Source organism: Leisingera sp. ANG-Vp (assembly GCF_000813725.1).
In the GTDB taxonomy this organism is placed as follows: domain Bacteria; phylum Pseudomonadota; class Alphaproteobacteria; order Rhodobacterales; family Rhodobacteraceae; genus Leisingera.
The window spans coordinates 310,401-325,896 of the sequence record NZ_JWLD01000002.1; the positions used below are offsets into that span (position 1 = coordinate 310,401).

14 protein-coding genes are annotated in these 15,496 nt (G+C 61.8%); 7 read left to right on the top strand and 7 right to left on the bottom strand.

The features are described 5' to 3' along the window. The first annotated feature begins 86 nt into the window (after positions 1-86). The 5 genes from RA20_RS01680 to RA20_RS01700 all read left to right on the top strand — a co-directional run bounded on the left by RA20_RS01680 (position 87) and on the right by RA20_RS01700 (position 5,408). Entirely contained in the window at positions 87-1,226 is a 1,140-nt protein-coding gene (locus RA20_RS01680) for an acyl-CoA dehydrogenase family protein (RefSeq protein WP_039123935.1), read from the top strand. Between the two features lie 30 nt (positions 1,227-1,256). Then, positions 1,257-2,303: an enoyl-CoA hydratase/isomerase family protein gene (locus tag RA20_RS01685; RefSeq protein ID WP_039123937.1), complete on the top strand. Its 1,047-nt coding sequence runs from the start codon at positions 1,257-1,259 to the stop codon at positions 2,301-2,303. Further along, positions 2,300-3,175 (top strand): 3-hydroxyisobutyrate dehydrogenase, encoded by an 876-nt coding sequence (mmsB, locus tag RA20_RS01690; protein ID WP_039123939.1) that lies wholly within the window; start codon positions 2,300-2,302, stop codon positions 3,173-3,175. The genes RA20_RS01685 and mmsB overlap by 4 nt, the downstream gene beginning before the upstream one ends. A gap of 216 nt (positions 3,176-3,391) precedes the next feature. Beyond that, a complete protein-coding gene (locus tag RA20_RS01695) occupies positions 3,392-4,963 on the top strand; it encodes a choice-of-anchor L domain-containing protein (protein ID WP_039123941.1) in 1,572 nt (523 codons plus the stop codon). 97 nt (positions 4,964-5,060) lie between these two features. Further along, positions 5,061-5,408, top strand: a complete 348-nt coding sequence (locus RA20_RS01700; protein ID WP_039123942.1) for a hypothetical protein — start codon at positions 5,061-5,063, stop codon at positions 5,406-5,408. 12 nt (positions 5,409-5,420) lie between these two features. Here RA20_RS01700 and RA20_RS01705 read toward each other — a convergent pair whose 3' ends face one another. Then, the gene (locus RA20_RS01705) at positions 5,421-6,191 is read right to left on the bottom strand and encodes a helix-turn-helix transcriptional regulator (RefSeq protein ID WP_039123945.1); all 771 of its coding nucleotides are present in this window, start codon (positions 6,189-6,191) and stop codon (positions 5,421-5,423) included. A gap of 122 nt (positions 6,192-6,313) precedes the next feature. On the opposite strand from RA20_RS01705, the gene RA20_RS01710 reads away from it, so the two are divergent. Beyond that, on the top strand, positions 6,314-6,748 hold the full coding sequence (locus tag RA20_RS01710; protein WP_039123947.1) for a hypothetical protein: 435 nt from the start codon (positions 6,314-6,316) through the stop codon (positions 6,746-6,748). Positions 6,749-6,832: 84 nt separating this feature from the next. On the opposite strand, the gene uvrA is transcribed toward RA20_RS01710, so the two are convergent. From uvrA to RA20_RS01735, 5 genes are all read right to left on the bottom strand, one after another. Then, positions 6,833-9,691 carry an excinuclease ABC subunit UvrA gene (uvrA, locus tag RA20_RS01715; protein ID WP_039123948.1) on the bottom strand — a complete coding sequence of 953 codons (2,859 nt, stop codon included), beginning with the start codon at positions 9,689-9,691 and terminating at the stop codon, positions 6,833-6,835. Between the two features lie 524 nt (positions 9,692-10,215). Then, complete coding sequence (locus RA20_RS01720; RefSeq protein WP_039123950.1) at positions 10,216-11,388, bottom strand: MFS transporter; 1,173 nt, start codon at positions 11,386-11,388, stop codon at positions 10,216-10,218. Between the two features lie 27 nt (positions 11,389-11,415). Then, positions 11,416-11,976: a class I SAM-dependent methyltransferase gene (locus RA20_RS01725; protein ID WP_039123952.1), complete on the bottom strand. Its 561-nt coding sequence runs from the start codon at positions 11,974-11,976 to the stop codon at positions 11,416-11,418. Between the two features lie 95 nt (positions 11,977-12,071). Next, positions 12,072-13,466, bottom strand: a complete 1,395-nt coding sequence (lpdA, locus tag RA20_RS01730; protein WP_039123953.1) for a dihydrolipoyl dehydrogenase — start codon at positions 13,464-13,466, stop codon at positions 12,072-12,074. Between the two features lie 151 nt (positions 13,467-13,617). Beyond that, positions 13,618-13,926, bottom strand: coding sequence for a MarR family winged helix-turn-helix transcriptional regulator (locus RA20_RS01735; protein ID WP_206540087.1), 309 nt, complete (start codon positions 13,924-13,926; stop codon positions 13,618-13,620). A gap of 197 nt (positions 13,927-14,123) precedes the next feature. Between RA20_RS01735 and RA20_RS24515 the strand changes: the two genes are divergently transcribed. Beyond that, complete coding sequence (locus RA20_RS24515) at positions 14,124-14,741, top strand: class I SAM-dependent methyltransferase (RefSeq protein WP_052248773.1); 618 nt, start codon at positions 14,124-14,126, stop codon at positions 14,739-14,741. A gap of 63 nt (positions 14,742-14,804) precedes the next feature. On the opposite strand, the gene RA20_RS01745 is transcribed toward RA20_RS24515, so the two are convergent. Then, positions 14,805-15,383: a DUF924 family protein gene (locus RA20_RS01745; protein ID WP_039123957.1), complete on the bottom strand. Its 579-nt coding sequence runs from the start codon at positions 15,381-15,383 to the stop codon at positions 14,805-14,807. Positions 15,384-15,496 lie beyond the last annotated feature (113 nt).

A 15,496-nucleotide genomic window follows, 5' to 3' on the forward strand; every position in this document is an offset into this window, starting at 1 on the left:
TGCATTTGCGCAGCTTGCCTCAGCGGCCTGCTGCCGCTATTAAATAAACAACTGTTCAATTCATGCGCTTGCGGGAGGAACTGCAAATGGATTTCGCACTGACCGAGGAACAGACGGCCATCTTCGACATGGCTCATGCTTTCGGGCAAGAGAACATCGCGCCTCATTCCCGCGCATGGGAAAAAGAAGGCACCATTCCCAAGACGTTGTGGCCGAAACTGGCGGAACTGGGATTCGGCGGCCTGTACGTATCAGAAGAATACGGTGGATCCGGCCTGTCGCGTCTGGATGCAACCCTGGTGTTCGAAGCTTTGGCGATGGCCGACCCGGCCATTGGCTCTTTCCTGTCCATCCACAACATGTGCGGAGGGATGATCGACAAGTTCGGGTCAGAAGAGACCAAGCAGAAGTGGCTGCCCGCGCTCTGCACCATGGACAAGGTGTTTTCCTACTGCCTCACCGAACCCGGCTCAGGCTCTGACGCGGCAGCGCTGAAAACCCGCGCAGAACGCAGCAATGAAGGTTTCATCCTGAACGGAACCAAGGCGTTTATCTCCGGCGGCTCCTATTCTGACGCCTATGTCGTGATGTGCCGCACAGGTGAAGACGGGCCCAAAGGCATCTCCACTGTGGTGGTCGAGGATGGCGCACGGGGTCTTTCTTTCGGCGCACTGGAGGACAAGATGGGCTGGAAAGCCCAGCCAACCTCGCAAGTGCAATTCGACGACTGCCATATCCCCGCGGACAACCTGATCGGCGAAGAAGGCAAAGGCTTCTCCTACGCGATGGCAGGCCTGGACGGCGGCCGGCTGAATATCTCGGCCGGCGCGCTGGGGGGCGCCCAAGCGGCTCTGGATCAGACTGTGCAGTACATGTCCGAGCGCAAGGCCTTCGGCAAACCCATCAACCAGTTTCAGGCGCTGCAGTTCCGGCTGGCCGAGTATGAAACCCGCCTGCAGGCCGCCCGCACCTTCCTGCGCCAGGCGGCGTGGAAGCTGGACACCGGCGCCCATGATGCCACCAAATTTTGCGCCATGGCCAAGCTGATGGTCACCGACACCGCTTTTGACGTGGCCAACGGCTGTTTGCAGCTGCACGGCGGCTATGGCTATCTGGCAGACTACGGCGTCGAGAAGATCGTCCGCGACCTGCGGGTGCACCAGATCCTGGAAGGCACCAACGAGATTATGCGCCTGATCGTCGCCCGGCAGCTTATTGCGGAGTAGCAGGCGCCCAATACAAATGGAGCTCCCCCTATGAGTGACATCCATATCCGCAAGTCCGGCCAGGCCGGCCGTATCACCTTCACCCGCCCCAAGGCGCTGAACGCGATGAGCTATGATATGTGCATGGCTATTGACGAAGCATTGCGCAATTGGGCCGGCGACAACAGCGTCAAACTTGTGGTGATCGACGCCGAGGGCGAAAAAGCGTTCTGCGCCGGCGGGGACATTGCCGAACTCTATGAGACCGGCACCAAGGGCGATTATTCCTACGGCCGCAGCTTCTGGCGGGATGAGTACCGGCTGAACGCGCGGATCTTCGAATACAAGAAACCGGTGATCAGCTTCATGCAGGGTTTCACCATGGGAGGCGGTGTCGGCATCGGCTGCCATGGAACGCACCGTGTCGTGGGCGAAAGCAGCCAGATCGCCATGCCCGAGGTCGGCATTGGCCTGGTGCCGGATGTCGGGGGCTCGCTGATGCTGGCCCTGGCGCCGGATCACCTGGGCGAGTATCTGGGCATGACGGCAGCGCGGATGGGCGCTGATGATGCAATCCTGGCAGGGTTTGCCGACTATTTCATCCCGCAGGAGCAGTGGCCTGCATTGATCGCTGCGCTGGAGGAAACCGGCAATGCCAAACTGGTGGAGGACGCCGTCCAGCCTGCGCCGGAAGGCAAGCTGCGGGGCATGCGTGCCGGCACAGCCCGGCATTTTGGCAAGGGCAGCCTGGCGGAAATCTTTGCGGGTCTTGAAGCTGAAGACAGTGATTTCGCCACGGGTGCACTGAAATCTCTGAAGCGGAATTCACCGCTGTCGATGGCGTGCACTGTTGAAATGCTGCGGCGCCTGCGGGCTGATGGCCCCGCAATCCGCCGGGCACTGGACCTGGAATACCGCTATACCTTCCGCGCGATGGAAAAGAGCGATTTTCTGGAAGGTATCCGGGCGCAGATCATTGACAAGGACCGCAACCCGCAATGGCAATTTGCGGGCAAGGACGTCCCTGCATCCGCGGTAGACAATCTGCTGGCACCGCTGGGTGCGGACGCGCTGACATTTGAGGAGGAACTCTCATGAAGATCGGATTTATCGGGCTGGGCAACATGGGCGGGCCGATGGCTGCCAACCTGGCCAAAGCGGGCCATGAGGTCACCGGCTTCGACATGGCTGATGTCAGCATCGAAGGCGTCACCATGGCGGGCTCCGGCCCCGAAGCCGCTGCAGGCGCTGATGCGGTGATCACCATGCTGCCCAACGGCGCCATCCTGCGGCTTGTTGCAGCTGAGGTCCTCCCGGCAATGGCCAAGGGTGCTGCCTTCATCGATTGCTCCACCGTCGATGTGGACTCCGCCCGCGCGGTGGCTGCGCAAGCCGCAGACGCAGGCCTGCTGTCGGTCGACGCTCCCGTCTCCGGCGGCATCGGCGGCGCCGCAGGCGGCACGCTCACCTTTATGGCGGGCGGCTCACCTGACGCTTTCGCAGCCGCGGAACCGCTGTTTGACATCATGGGCCAGAAGGCGGTGCATTGCGGCGAGGCCGGCGCGGGCCAGGCCGCCAAGATCTGCAACAACATGATCCTGGGCGTCACCATGATTGCCACCTGCGAGGCCTTTGCGCTTGCCGACAAACTCGGCCTGGACCGGCAGAAGATGTTCGACGTGGTCTCCACGTCCTCCGGCTACAGCTGGACCATGAACGCCTATTGCCCTGCCCCTGGTGTCGGCCCTCAATCGCCGGCCGACAACAGCTACCAGCCCGGCTTTGCGGCCGAGCTGATGCTCAAGGACCTTGGCCTCAGCCAGCAGGCCGCAGAAAGCGCCGATGCCGACACCCCGATGGGTGAACTGGCCATGGCGCTCTACAAGAAATTTGTCGAAGATGAAGGCGGTCTGGGCCAGGACTTCTCAGCCATGCTGCCCCGTTTCGAACAGCGGTCCCGCAGCACCTGACTGGGTTTCCTCTAAGCCTGGCCAAGGCATCCGGACTTGCAAAGATACAGGGCAGCCAGCCGATGGCTGCCCTTTCTGCTCAATTCTTTTAGAATACCCTTAAAATTCGAGTAAACTCCCGAATTCCGGCGCGGCACCGCCACAGTTCCGTCCAAGTTCAGCAGCATTCCGGTAAGCAATCGTTAAATCTTGCCCGCTGGAGACAGGCTGCCTGCCATGGCCACCGCTACGGAACTCAATATCGACACAACCGCCACCGCCACACAGATGGCGGAAGAGATCTTTGGCGATGGTGTCACAGTCACCAGTGCCAGCTACAGCGGCGACAACCTGTCTTCCGGCATCTATTCCGGCGCAGACACAACGTCTCCGGGGGTGGCTCCAGCGGATTCCGGCGTCATCCTGTCAACCGGGTACGCCCGCGACTTCACCAACAGCGACGGCTCCACCAACACCAACGTCCGCGCCAATACCAGCACCAACACCGCTGGTGTGGACCGGGACGCCGATTTTGACGCGCTGGCCGGCGCGCCCACCCGCGACGCCTCCTTTTTGGAGATCGATTTCATCCCCGATGGCGACCTGCTGACCATCGACTTCGTGCTGTCCTCCGAGGAGTACCCTGAATTCGTCGACTCCCAATTCAACGACGTCATCGGCGTCTGGGTGAATGGCGTTGAGGCCCAGGTCTCAATTGGCGACGGCACCGCGTCTATCGGCAATATCAACGACGGCACGGAAAACATCTATGTCGACAACACCGGGGACCAGTTCAACACCGAGATGGACGGGTTCACTATCACCCTGACCTTTGTCGCCCCGGTGAACGCAGGCGAAATCAACACCCTCAAAATCGGCGTCGCAGATACTGCAGACGCCAATTACGATACCAACCTGCTGATTGCAGGCGGATCGGTGCAGACAGCGGTTGTCGCACAGGACGATCAGGAAGATATCGCGATCAACAAGACCCGCGTGATCGACGTTCTGGACAACGACACCACCACCTCCGGCACCCTGTCCATTACCCACATCAATGATCAGGCCGTTTCTGCAGGCGACACTGTCACCCTGGCCACCGGCCAGCAGGTCACCCTGAACGCGGACGGCACACTTACCGTTGTGACCGATGGCGACCTGGAGACCGTCTACTTCAACTACACCGCTAACAACGGTTTGGGGAACACAGACACCGGCCTGGTGGAGATCAATCAAACGGTGCCCTGCTTCCTGCGCGGCACGCTGATCCGGGTGCCCGGCGGCGAGGTCCCTGTGGAGGACCTTCGCCCCGGCATGCAGGTGCTGACTTACGATAACGGCCCGCAGGAATTGCAATGGGTCGGCAGCCGCCGCACTGCCTGCACCGCGCAGACCACACCCATCCGCTTCGCCAAGGGCACCTGCGGCAACCACCGCGACCTCTGCGTCTCACCGCATCACCGGATGCTGGTCTCAGGCGTTCACGCACAGCTGCTGTTTGGCGAAGACGAGGTGCTGGTCAAAGCCAAGGATCTGGTCAATGACAGCACCGTCCGCCCGGCGCTGGAGATGCAGGAGGCGGAATACTTCCACTTGCTGTTCGGCCGCCACCAGATCCTCTGGGCTGATGGCGCGCTCAGTGAAAGCTATCAGCCCGGCCCGGAAACCGCTTCGGGTTTCGATTCCGGCACATTGGCGGAAATCCAGGAATTATTCCCGGAGCTCTGCGCGGAAACCGGCCGGGGCTACGGAAATGCCGCCCGACTGACCCTGCGCAGCTACGAAGCGCGGGTTCTTGCCGCCGCCTGAGCCTGCAGCAGGCGGGCCGCCGCCGCTCATTTTCAGGTCCCTTGGCATTTGCGGGCAGCCCGGTATGTGAAAGGCAGTCAGAAAGGGACGTTTGTTAATGGTTCGCAGTTTTGCAGTTTTGATTACCGTTCTTGCCGCGGCTAGCGCGCTGGCGATTCCACTGGCCGCCGGCAATGGCCAAGGAAAGGCAGAGCGTTCCAGCGTTCTTTGCCCGCCGGGACTGGCCAAGAAGCTGCAGCACTGTGTGCCGCCGGGACAGGCCAAACGGTTCTACCGCCGCGGCGATCATATCGTGGAAGACTACATCTGGATCGGCGACCCCGGCCATTGGGCGCCTGACCCCTATGGCAGCTATGTTCAGGCGGGCGGCTATGTCTACCAGGTGAACCGCGAAACTCAGAAGGTGCTCCGCCTGATTGGCGCGGCTGCCGCTTTGTCCGACTAATCCGGCAACTATTCACTGGCCGGCCAGCGCTGCCATGGCTTGGCCGGTGGCTTCATCAGCCGGGAACAGCATCTCGATCTTCAGCTCGGACATTGCCAGATCGCCGGTTCCTCCGAACTGGGTAATGGTCGAAAAGAACGCCAGGGTCTGCCCGTTCATCCGGTAGCGCGCGGGAATCACTGCGGGCAATTCGAAGCCGTGCACCCCACCCGCTTCAGCTGTGTTCTCCTGCAGCCGCGCGGCAGCCCGTGCAAGAACCGGGTCCTCGCCGAAATGGGCGATTTCCGTCCGCAGCCGTGCCAATGCGTGCTGTTCGACTTCTTCCAGATTGTCCAGCGCTGCCCGCAGCCTTTCGTTTTCCAGCAGGGCCTCTATCAGACTGTCCCCTGCGCCCACTCCCGTTGCTGCAAACAGTAACCGGGACGCCGGGTTGAGCTTCTGCAGCCGCCAGTGCCGGTCCACAGCCATGGCCGGATAAGGCATATGCGCGCTCAGCATCCAGTCCACCGCCTGATGCAGCGGCTGCAGCGCCGCATCATCAAGCGGACGCGCGGTATAAGCGGGAGCCAGGCCGGCTGAAGAAAGCAACTGGTTCCGCGCCGCACCCGGAAGCTGCAACTCGTCACAGAGACGCAGAACCATGCCCCGGCTCGGGCGCGACCGCCCGGTTTCCAAAAATGATACGTGGCGCGGCGAAACACCTGCCGACAGTGCCAGCTCCATCTGGCTCATCCGGCGGACCTGCCGCCATTTCTTCAGCGCACTGCCAAACTCTGCCGCCATTACCGCCTCCTGCTTCAGGCGACAATAGCGCAAGCTGCGGGGAATTCACTTACCTTACAGGTAATTGTTTTCCTGCCCTCTGCGGAACAAGGCTGACCAGGACATCAGCCAAGGAGACTTCAATGACCCATACCGCCTCTGTCCGCATGCTCAAAACAATTGCCGTGCTTTCAGCCGTCTTCGGGCTTGCGCTTGTTCTCGCGCTCGCCACGCCGCTGTCATATGCGTTCGGGCTCTTCCTGGATCTGGCTTTCCTGCCGCTGGACAGCGGCCAGCAGCTTCGGCCCGGCGCCGCCAGCCTGATGACCGCTATCAGCGGCGGCCTGATGTGCGGCTTCTGCGTGCTGATCTATCTGGTCACAAAGCATGTTTACACGGAAAACCCGTCGCTCGGCCGCCGCCTCTTACTGCCTGCGCTCCTGGCCTGGTATATCCCGGACAGCCTCGGCTCTTTCGCGGCCGGAGCCTGGTTCAATACGGTGATGAACACCGCTTTGCTGGCGCTGTTCCTGGTTCCGCTTCTGATGCCGGGCCGGGAGCAGCCAGCCGAAGCCTGACAGGCGGCCGGCCCTGCTTCTTTCTGGTCCCCAATACCCCGGGGTGAATTGGCCGCAGGCCAAGAGGGGCAGCGCCCCTCCGCCCTATTCAGCCGCGACTTTGCGGGCCGCCAATATGTCCTTCAAGTAACGCCCGGTATGGCTGCGCGGCTCATCCGCAACAGCTTCGGGAGTGCCCGCCGCCACGATCTCGCCGCCGCCATCACCGCCCTCCGGACCAATATCAATGATCCAGTCAGCGGTTTTGATCACATCCAGATTGTGCTCGATCACCACCACCGAATTGCCCTGCTCCACCAATTCGTGCAGCACTTCCAAGAGCTTCTTCACATCCTCGAAATGCAGGCCCGTGGTCGGCTCGTCGAGAATATACAGCGTCCGCCCGGTCGAGCGTTTCGACAGCTCCTTGGACAGCTTCACCCGCTGCGCCTCGCCGCCCGACAGCGTCGTCGCCTGCTGGCCCACCTTGATATAGCCGAGGCCGACCCGCATCAGCGCATCCATCTTGTCGCGGATCGCAGGCACGGCCTGGAAGAACTCCTGCGCATCTTCCACAGTCATATCAAGCACATCGGCAATGCTCTTGCCTTTGAACCTGATCTCCAGCGTCTCCCGGTTATAACGCGCGCCTTTGCAGGTTTCGCAGGTCACATAGACATCGGGCAGGAAGTGCATCTCGATTTTAATGACCCCGTCGCCCTGGCAGGCCTCGCAGCGCCCGCCCTTGACGTTGAAGGAGAAGCGCCCGGGCTTGTAGCCCCGCGTCTTGGCCTCCGGCAGGCCTGCAAACCAATCCCGGATCGGAGTGAAGGCCCCGGTGTAGGTCGCCGGATTGGACCGCGGTGTCCGGCCAATCGGGCGCTGGTCGATGTCGATCACCTTGTCCAGATGCTCCAGCCCCTTGATGCTCTCGCAGGGCGCCGGAGTCTGGCGCGCACCGTTGAGGCGCATCGAGGCGGTCTTGAACAGCGTCTCGATCGTCAGTGTCGACTTGCCGCCGCCCGACACCCCGGTCACGCAGACAAACTTGCCCAGCGGGAACTCGGCGGTTACCTCTTTCAGGTTGTTGCCGGTGGCCTTGACCACCTTGATCTTCTTCTTGTTGCCCTTGCGCCGCTCGGCCGGCACCGCGATTTCCCGGGTGCCCGCCAGATACTGCCCGGTGATCGAGCCGGTATCCGAGGCAATGGCCTGAGGCGTGCCGTGGCTCACCACTTCGCCGCCATGCACCCCGGCGCCCGGTCCAATATCAAAGACGTAATCCGCCTGGCGGATCATGTCCTCGTCATGCTCCACCACGATCACCGTGTTGCCCTGGTCGCGCAGGTTCTTGAGAGTACCGATCAACCGGTCATTGTCGCGCTGGTGCAGACCGATGGAGGGCTCATCCAGCACATAGAGAACCCCGGTCAGCCCGGAGCCGATTTGCGAGGCCAGACGGATCCGCTGGCTCTCGCCGCCGGACAGGGTTCCGGATGAACGCGACAGCGTAAGATACTCAAGACCCACGTTATTCAGGAAACCCAGCCGCTCTCGGATTTCCTTGACGATGGCGCGGGCGATCTCCTGCTTTTGCTGGGTCAGGTGGTTCGGCACATCCTCGATCCAGGCCAGTGCCTCGCGGATCGACAGCTGCACCACCTGGCCAATGTGGATTCCGGCAATCTTTACTGCCAGCGCTTCCTCCCGCAGACGGTACCCGTCGCAGGAGCCGCAGGAGCGGTTGTTCTGGTAACGCTCGAACTCTTCCCGGATCCAGTTTGAATCCGTCTCGCGGTAACGCCGCTCCATGTTCGGAATGACGCCTTCGAATGTGCGCTCGACCTGATAGACCCGGCCGCCCTCGTCATAGCGGAACAGGATTTCCTCTTCGCCGGAGCCATAAAGGAACACCTTCTGCACTTTCTCTGGCAGATCCTTCCAAACGGTGTTCTTGTCGAATTCATAATGCCGCGCAATCGCTTCAATTGTTTGAAGAAAATACGGCGACTTCCCCTTGCGCCAGGGCGCCAGCGCACCGTCATAAACTTTCAATGACTGGTCCGGCACCACAAGGCGCTCGTCAAAAAACAGCTCAACCCCCAGACCGTCGCAATCCGGGCAGGCCCCGAAGGGTGCGTTGAAGGAGAACAGCCGCGGCTCGATCTCAGGAATAGTGAAGCCGCTGACCGGACAGGCAAAGTTTTCGCTGAAGGTGATCCGTTCCGGCTCGCCCTCGCGCGGTGCGGTTTCCAGAATGGCGATGCCATCAGCCAGATCCAGTGCGGTGCGCAAGCTGTCGGCCAGCCGCGTCTCCATCCCCTCGCGCACCACCAGCCGGTCGACCACAACGTCAATGTCATGGCGGAACTTCTTGTCCAGCACAGGCGGCTCGTCCAGTTCATAGAAAGCCCCGTCCACCTTCACCCGCTGGAAGCCCTGCTTGCGCAGCTCCAGAAATTCCTTCTTGTACTCGCCCTTGCGGTCGCGGACGATCGGCGCCAGCAGATAACCGCGGGTGCCCTCCTCCATTTCCATGATCCGGTCGACCATGTCCTGGACCTGCTGCGCCTCAATCGGCTTTCCGGTCGCCGGCGAATACGGCGTGCCGGCACGGGCAAACAGCAGACGCAGATAGTCGTAGATCTCGGTCACCGTGCCAACGGTCGAGCGCGGGTTCTTCGAGGTCGTCTTCTGCTCAATCGAAATCGCAGGCGACAACCCGCTGATGTGATCCACATCCGGCTTTTCCATCATGTCGAGGAACTGGCGCGCATAAGCGCTGAGCGATTCAACGTAGCGGCGCTGCCCCTCGGCATAGATGGTGTCAAACGCCAGCGAGGACTTGCCCGAGCCCGAAAGGCCAGTGATCACCACCAGCTCATCGCGCGGAATATCCACGTCGATGCTCTTCAGATTATGCTCGCGTGCACCGCGCACTTCGATGGATTTCAGCTCAGCCATAATGCCCCCGTACCCGCACCCGCCGAACCTTGGCGGGCGCCCGCCCTACAGATAGGGAATGCCGCGGAAAACGCCAAGTCCAAATTGAGAACATTGCGCGAACGGGATGAAACTTGCTGACAGCAGATGGCAGCAGCCGGGCACTCCCGCCGCTGTGTCCCGGTTTCCGAAGGGTCAGGCAGGCGCCGCGCGTCCGCGCGGCGCTTGGCCCCACGGGAAACGGTCCCCTCTGGGGACCGGCGACGGGGGGGGGCCGCCCCTAGGCCCCCCCCCCGCCCCCCCCCCCGCCGAACCTGGGCGGGCGCCCGCCCTACAGATAGGGAATGCCGCGGAAAACGCCAAGTCCAAATTGAGAACATTGCGCGAACGGGATGAAACTTGCTGACAGCAGATGGCAGCAGCCGGGCACTCCCGCCGCTGTGTCCCGGTTTCCGAAGGGTCAGGCAGGCGCCGCGCGTCCGCGCGGCGCTTGGCCCAACGGGAAACGGTCCCCTCTGGGGACCGGCGACGGGTGGGAGCCGCCCCTAGGCCCAGGCGCGCCGCCGCAGAGCAAGGAGCTGATGCACTGCAATGCCCGCCAGAAACAGCCCGCAGACCACCAGCATCATACCGCCATACCCGGCCAGCCCCAGGGCTGCCAGCAGCAACGGCGTGCCAATCACATTGCCTGCGTTTCCGGCCTGGGACATCGCGCCGTTTGCTTCGGCCTGACCGGCAGCACTGCTGTTCAGCTGCGGCACCGCCGCAAAACTGCCGCTCTGAACCAGCCCGAAGGCGGCGGCCAGCGCAAAGCAGGCCAGCCAGTCCCCTGGCACGGCCCAAAGCCACAGGCCGGCGGCAGCGCAGAAAGCAAAACCCGCCTGTGTCAGATTTACTGCCGGCAGCACCCGCAGCAATGCAACACCTGCAGTCATCGACGACGTAATGGAGATCAGCGGAAACGCCCCCATGACAAAGGCACGCTGCCCGGCTGGCAGATGCGGCGGCAGCACCGTCAGCAGCGCCACGAAACAGGAGGTATAAAACAGCCAGCCTGCAGCGGGCGCCAATTTGAAGGCAGAGCGGTAGATGCGGAGATGCAGCGCAGGCAGCATGGCCAGCTGCGGCACCGGCTGGCGCGGCGGCACCGGCAAATCCCGCAGCGCCCAATGCAAGAGCACCGCCAGCGCCGCCATCAGCACCGCATGGGCTGCAAACAGCGCCAGCAGCCCGTGGGAGGCAACCAGCGGCAATCCCAGCCAGTTCAGCAGCGCAAAGGCGACCCCAAAGAAGGTGCTCCACACCGTCAGTGCTGTGCCCTGCTGGCGTTCGTCGGCCAGCAGCGCCATCAGCGTTGGCCCCGCCACTACAATGCCCAGGTGGGACAAGCCCTCGGCAACACGGGTGGCCAGGAACAGTCCATAGGGCAAATGCAGCGCTTGCAGCGCCGACATCGCGGCCCCGGTCCATAGGGCCCAAACCAGCGCGCGGCGGTAGCCGAAGGACGAGACAAACAGCCCGGTCACGGCGCCCAGCAGAATGCCCAGCACACCAGTCATCGACACACTCAGGCTCAGGGCCGCACCAGCCTCAGGATACAGCGCGCCAAGCTGGTCAAAAACAACTGAAACTTTGCCGTACTGCGCCGCCGCGCCCAAGCCCGCCGCCCAGACCGCCAGTATAAGCAGCCAGCGGCTGCCGCTGGTTTGACTGTTCATAACATTCCTATCGGTTCGGAATCCGGCTCAGATCTTCTGAGCCATCGCCCAGGCGCAGATTGGCATTTCGGGATCATCCGCTAGACTGTCCCGGGTTTCATCATATTCCGGCGGCCAGGGCAGCTCCATATTGCGCAGCGCCGCTTGCCGGTTGCCCCATTGCCCGCATTGGATCGCTGCTTCGGCAAACCCGCTTTCGATCAGCAGGTTCTTCAGCCCGCGGGCAGACCAGCGCGAGCAATCTGCGGGCGCAGCGTGAAACGGAATATAGAACGGCACCGCCAGCCAGAAATGCCCGCCTTTGCGCAACATCTTGCGGATGTTCTTTGTCGCCTGATACGGCCGGTCCAGGTGCTCCCAGACCTGATTGGCCAGAATAAGGTCAAATTTCAAAGGCTTGCCGCCGGGACCGGTAAAGGGCCCTTGGCAAACATCATATTCCGGAAAGCGGAATTTCTGGTAGCTGCGGAACTTGAACTGCTCCCCCCAATTACCCGAAATTTCAGCGGCATCCAGCTGATCCGGCCCAAGCCTGCGCACCATCGCGCGGCTGGCCTTGGCCATGACTATTCGGTTGAGACTGGGCATGACGGGCTCCTCTGACGGCTGCGGCGCCACGAAAGCACCGCAACCGCAAGAGGTACAGAGCGAAACTGCCCCGGCACGCAGCCGGGGCGCCGGCGTCACATATGGATCACGCGGCCATAGGCATCGAGCACCGATTCATGCATCATTTCGCTGAGAGTCGGATGCGGGAAGACAGTGTTCATCAGATCTTCCTCGGTGGTTTCCAGCTGGCGGCCCACAACATAGCCTTGGATCATCTCGGTCACTTCCGCACCGACCATATGCGCGCCCAGCAGTTCGCCGGTCTTGGCGTCAAACACGGTTTTCACCATGCCTTCAGCCTCGCCCAGGGCAATGGCCTTGCCGTTGCCGATAAAGGGGAAGCGGCCGACCTTGATGTCGTAGCCCAGTTCCTTGGCCTTGGCTTCGCTATAGCCGACGGAGGCAACCTGCGGGTGGCAGTAGGTGCAGCCTGCGATGCTTTCCGGCTTCACCGGATGCGCATGTTTGCCTGCGACCAGATCAGCCACCATAACTCCCTCGTGGGAGGCCTTGTGGGCCAGCCAGGGGGCACCGGCAATGTCGCCGATGGCATAAAGCCCGTCGACGCCGGTGCGGCAGAACTGGTCGGTGACCACATGGGTGCGGTCGATCTTGACGCCAAGCGCCTCAAGCCCCAGCCCCTCGACATTGCCGACGATGCCCACAGCCGAGATCACCGTGTCGAACTCGTGCTTTTCAACCTTGCCTCCGGTCTCGATATGGGCGGTGACTTTGCCTTTGCCGCGGTCCAGCTGCTTGACCATGGCTTTCTCCATGATCTTCATGCCCTGTTTGACAAAGGCCTTCTTGGCAAAGGCAGAGATTTCCGCATCTTCCACCGGCAGCACCCGGTCCATCACCTCAACCACCGTCGTGTCGGCACCCAAGGTATTGTAGAAGCTGGCAAATTCGATGCCGATTGCGCCGGAGCCGATGACCAGCAGCTTTTTCGGCATCCGCACCGGCTGCAGCGCGTGCTTGTAGGTCCAGACCAGATCGCCATCAGCCTCCAGGCCCGGCAGTTCCCGCGCGCGGGCACCGGTGGCGAGGATGATGTTCTTGCCTACCAGCTCCTCGGTGCCTTTGGAGGTCTTCACCGACACTTTGCCCTTGGCCGGGATAGAGGCCTCGCCCATGACAACGTCGATCTTGTTCTTCTTCATCAGGTGGCCGATGCCGGAAGACAGCTGTTTCGCCACCCCGCGCGAGCGTTTCACCACCGCGTCCAGGTCATAGCCGATCTTCTCGGCCTTGAGGCCGAATTCAGCGGCGCGCTCCATCAGATGAAACACCTCTGACGACCGCAGCAGCGCCTTGGTCGGGATGCAGCCCCAGTTGAGGCAGATGCCGCCCAGATGCTCGCGCTCGACCACACAGGTCTTCAGCCCCAATTGCGCTGCTCGGATGGCCGCGACATAGCCCCCCGGGCCTGCGCCGATTACGATCACGTCATAGGATTGTGCGGCCATGGTGTCCCCTCGCCTCGAACAGGTTCCAAAAACTAGTTCACCGTTAAACTATTATCTTCTGCGCTGCAATCACCCTCTGCTGCGGCATAGCGGCCATGCCATTTTCGCCACAGCTGCGCACAACCCGTTGGCGAACCCGGCAAAGTTCACCCTATTCCTGCGGGCCGCTGCCGATTTTCCCAAGAATACGGTGCAGCGCCTCAAAATCCTGCTTTCCCAATTGCTGGCGCAATTCCTGTTCGACCGCCAGTTTCACCTTGGCGCTGTCTCGCTGCGCCGCCAACCCGGCGTCCGTAAAAGTGATGATTTTTCCGCGCCTGTCGGCAGGGTCCGGCTTACGCTGCACAATACCGGCTTGTTCAAGGTCAAGAACCAGTTGCTGCACGGCCTGTTTGCTGATCCCCATCCGCGCCGCAATCTCTGCCTGGCGCGTGCCTTCCTTTCGGATGTAGGGAATCACACTGGACCGCGCCTCTGCGTACCAGCCATGACCATGCGCGATCATTCCGGCGGCAAAGCGTGCCTTCCAGGCCGCAGCAGCGTCCCACAGCAGCCAGCCGATATGGTTCGGCCGGAATTCGTCAACCTTCTTGACCAATAGCCATTCCCCCTGTTAGTCAATTTACTTGACGTTATTCGGTTTCGGGTGTTCTGCCAATGCGGTTCTCCAGCACGGCCTATGACTATGACAGAGCCGCAGGCTCTTACGACCGCTCTCATGACCGCTGGCTCCGGTACGCGGGCGGCGAGGCGCAATGCGCCTTTGAAGGCGCCGCCACAGCCCTGCTCCGCCCGGGAATGTCTATGCTGGACGCGGCCTGCGGGACCGGAACGGTCGTGCGGAGACTGCTGAACGGGTCGCGGGGCAAGATCGACATCGCCCTTCTGGATATCTCCCGCCAAATGCTGGACCAGTGCCATGACATTGCCGCCAGACGGGTGCTTGGCAGAATGGAAGATCTGCCTTTTGCGGACAACAGCTTTGACCTGGTGACCTGCGCCTGGGGGCTGGAGGTCCTAAACGACCCCGAACCCGCACTCCGCGAGTTTGTGCGGGTCGCCCGCGCAGATGGCAGGATCTGCCTTGTGTTTTGTGCGGAGCGGCCGGCCGGTTCGATGCTTGGCACCCTGTTTAGCGCACATATCCGGCACAGCAGGCGCGGCCAGTTCTTGGACACTGGCACCTTGGCGCAAACAGCCGCGCAGGCCGGCGCGAGCCATGTTCAGTGGCTGCACTGCTCGGGCCCCGCTGCGGCGCTGATACTGCATGTCTGAAGACAAAAAAACACCGCGGCCGTTCAGGGCCGCGGTGCCGGAATTTTCTGTACGGTTCCGGGCTCAGCCGGCCGCTTGCATCTGCCGCACTGTTTCGCCGTAGCCGCCTGCCATCACGTAATCCAGCTCCGGTCCGGTGCTGGCGCGGTGCAGCGCCTCGTTGCGGTAGGGGAAGCGGCCGAACTGGCGGATCACCTCGCGATGAGCGCGGGCATGCAGCAGGTTGCTGCCGCCGGTTTCGGGCATCCGCTCCATCATCAGGCGGATGCAGCGTTCCTGGTCGCAGAGGTTTTCCGAGTGCATCAGAGGCAGGTAGAAGAACTGCCGCGCCGGCTCGTCGATCTTCAGGTCCCACTTCTTGTTGATCGCCACTTTCGCCGCCGACAGCGCCGCCCGGTCTGAGGCAAACGCCTTGCCCTCGCCGCGGAACATGTTGCGCGAAAACTGGTCCATCAGGATGATGTAGGCCAGCGTGCCGCTCGGGTAGGTGAGCCAGAAGGAGAACCTGCCTTCGCAAGCCGCCTCCCAGGTCTTTTGAAACTTCTCGCGGATCTGTTGATCCAGCGCGTCATCCTGCAGATACCACCCCTTCTCGCCGACTTCGTCGAGCCAGAATGCAAGTATCTCTTCGGGACCAGCCATCGGTCTGTAACTCCAAGTTTTTCCTGACCCTAACTTCAGGCCATTTTACATTGCGTTTACAAGTAAGCTTGGGTCACATTTTGCAACAGACAAGGGGGCTGTGTGAAATAATC

Bases quoted from the DNA above. Each gene is read 5' to 3' on its own strand.
- RA20_RS01680 (WP_039123935.1), top strand. From the start codon at position 87: ATGGATTTCGCACTGACCGAGGAACAGACGGCCATCTTCGACATGGCT.
- RA20_RS01685 (WP_039123937.1), top strand. From the start codon at position 1,257: ATGAGTGACATCCATATCCGCAAGTCCGGCCAGGCCGGCCGTATCACC.
- mmsB (WP_039123939.1), top strand. From the start codon at position 2,300: ATGAAGATCGGATTTATCGGGCTGGGCAACATGGGCGGGCCGATGGCT.
- RA20_RS01695 (WP_039123941.1), top strand. From the start codon at position 3,392: ATGGCCACCGCTACGGAACTCAATATCGACACAACCGCCACCGCCACA.
- RA20_RS01700 (WP_039123942.1), top strand. From the start codon at position 5,061: ATGGTTCGCAGTTTTGCAGTTTTGATTACCGTTCTTGCCGCGGCTAGC.
- RA20_RS01705 (WP_039123945.1), bottom strand. From the start codon at position 6,191: ATGGCGGCAGAGTTTGGCAGTGCGCTGAAGAAATGGCGGCAGGTCCGC.
- RA20_RS01710 (WP_039123947.1), top strand. From the start codon at position 6,314: ATGACCCATACCGCCTCTGTCCGCATGCTCAAAACAATTGCCGTGCTT.
- uvrA (WP_039123948.1), bottom strand. From the start codon at position 9,691: ATGGCTGAGCTGAAATCCATCGAAGTGCGCGGTGCACGCGAGCATAAT.
- RA20_RS01720 (WP_039123950.1), bottom strand. From the start codon at position 11,388: ATGAACAGTCAAACCAGCGGCAGCCGCTGGCTGCTTATACTGGCGGTC.
- RA20_RS01725 (WP_039123952.1), bottom strand. From the start codon at position 11,976: ATGCCCAGTCTCAACCGAATAGTCATGGCCAAGGCCAGCCGCGCGATG.
- lpdA (WP_039123953.1), bottom strand. From the start codon at position 13,466: ATGGCCGCACAATCCTATGACGTGATCGTAATCGGCGCAGGCCCGGGG.
- RA20_RS24515 (WP_052248773.1), top strand. From the start codon at position 14,124: ATGCGGTTCTCCAGCACGGCCTATGACTATGACAGAGCCGCAGGCTCT.
- RA20_RS01745 (WP_039123957.1), bottom strand. From the start codon at position 15,383: ATGGCTGGTCCCGAAGAGATACTTGCATTCTGGCTCGACGAAGTCGGC.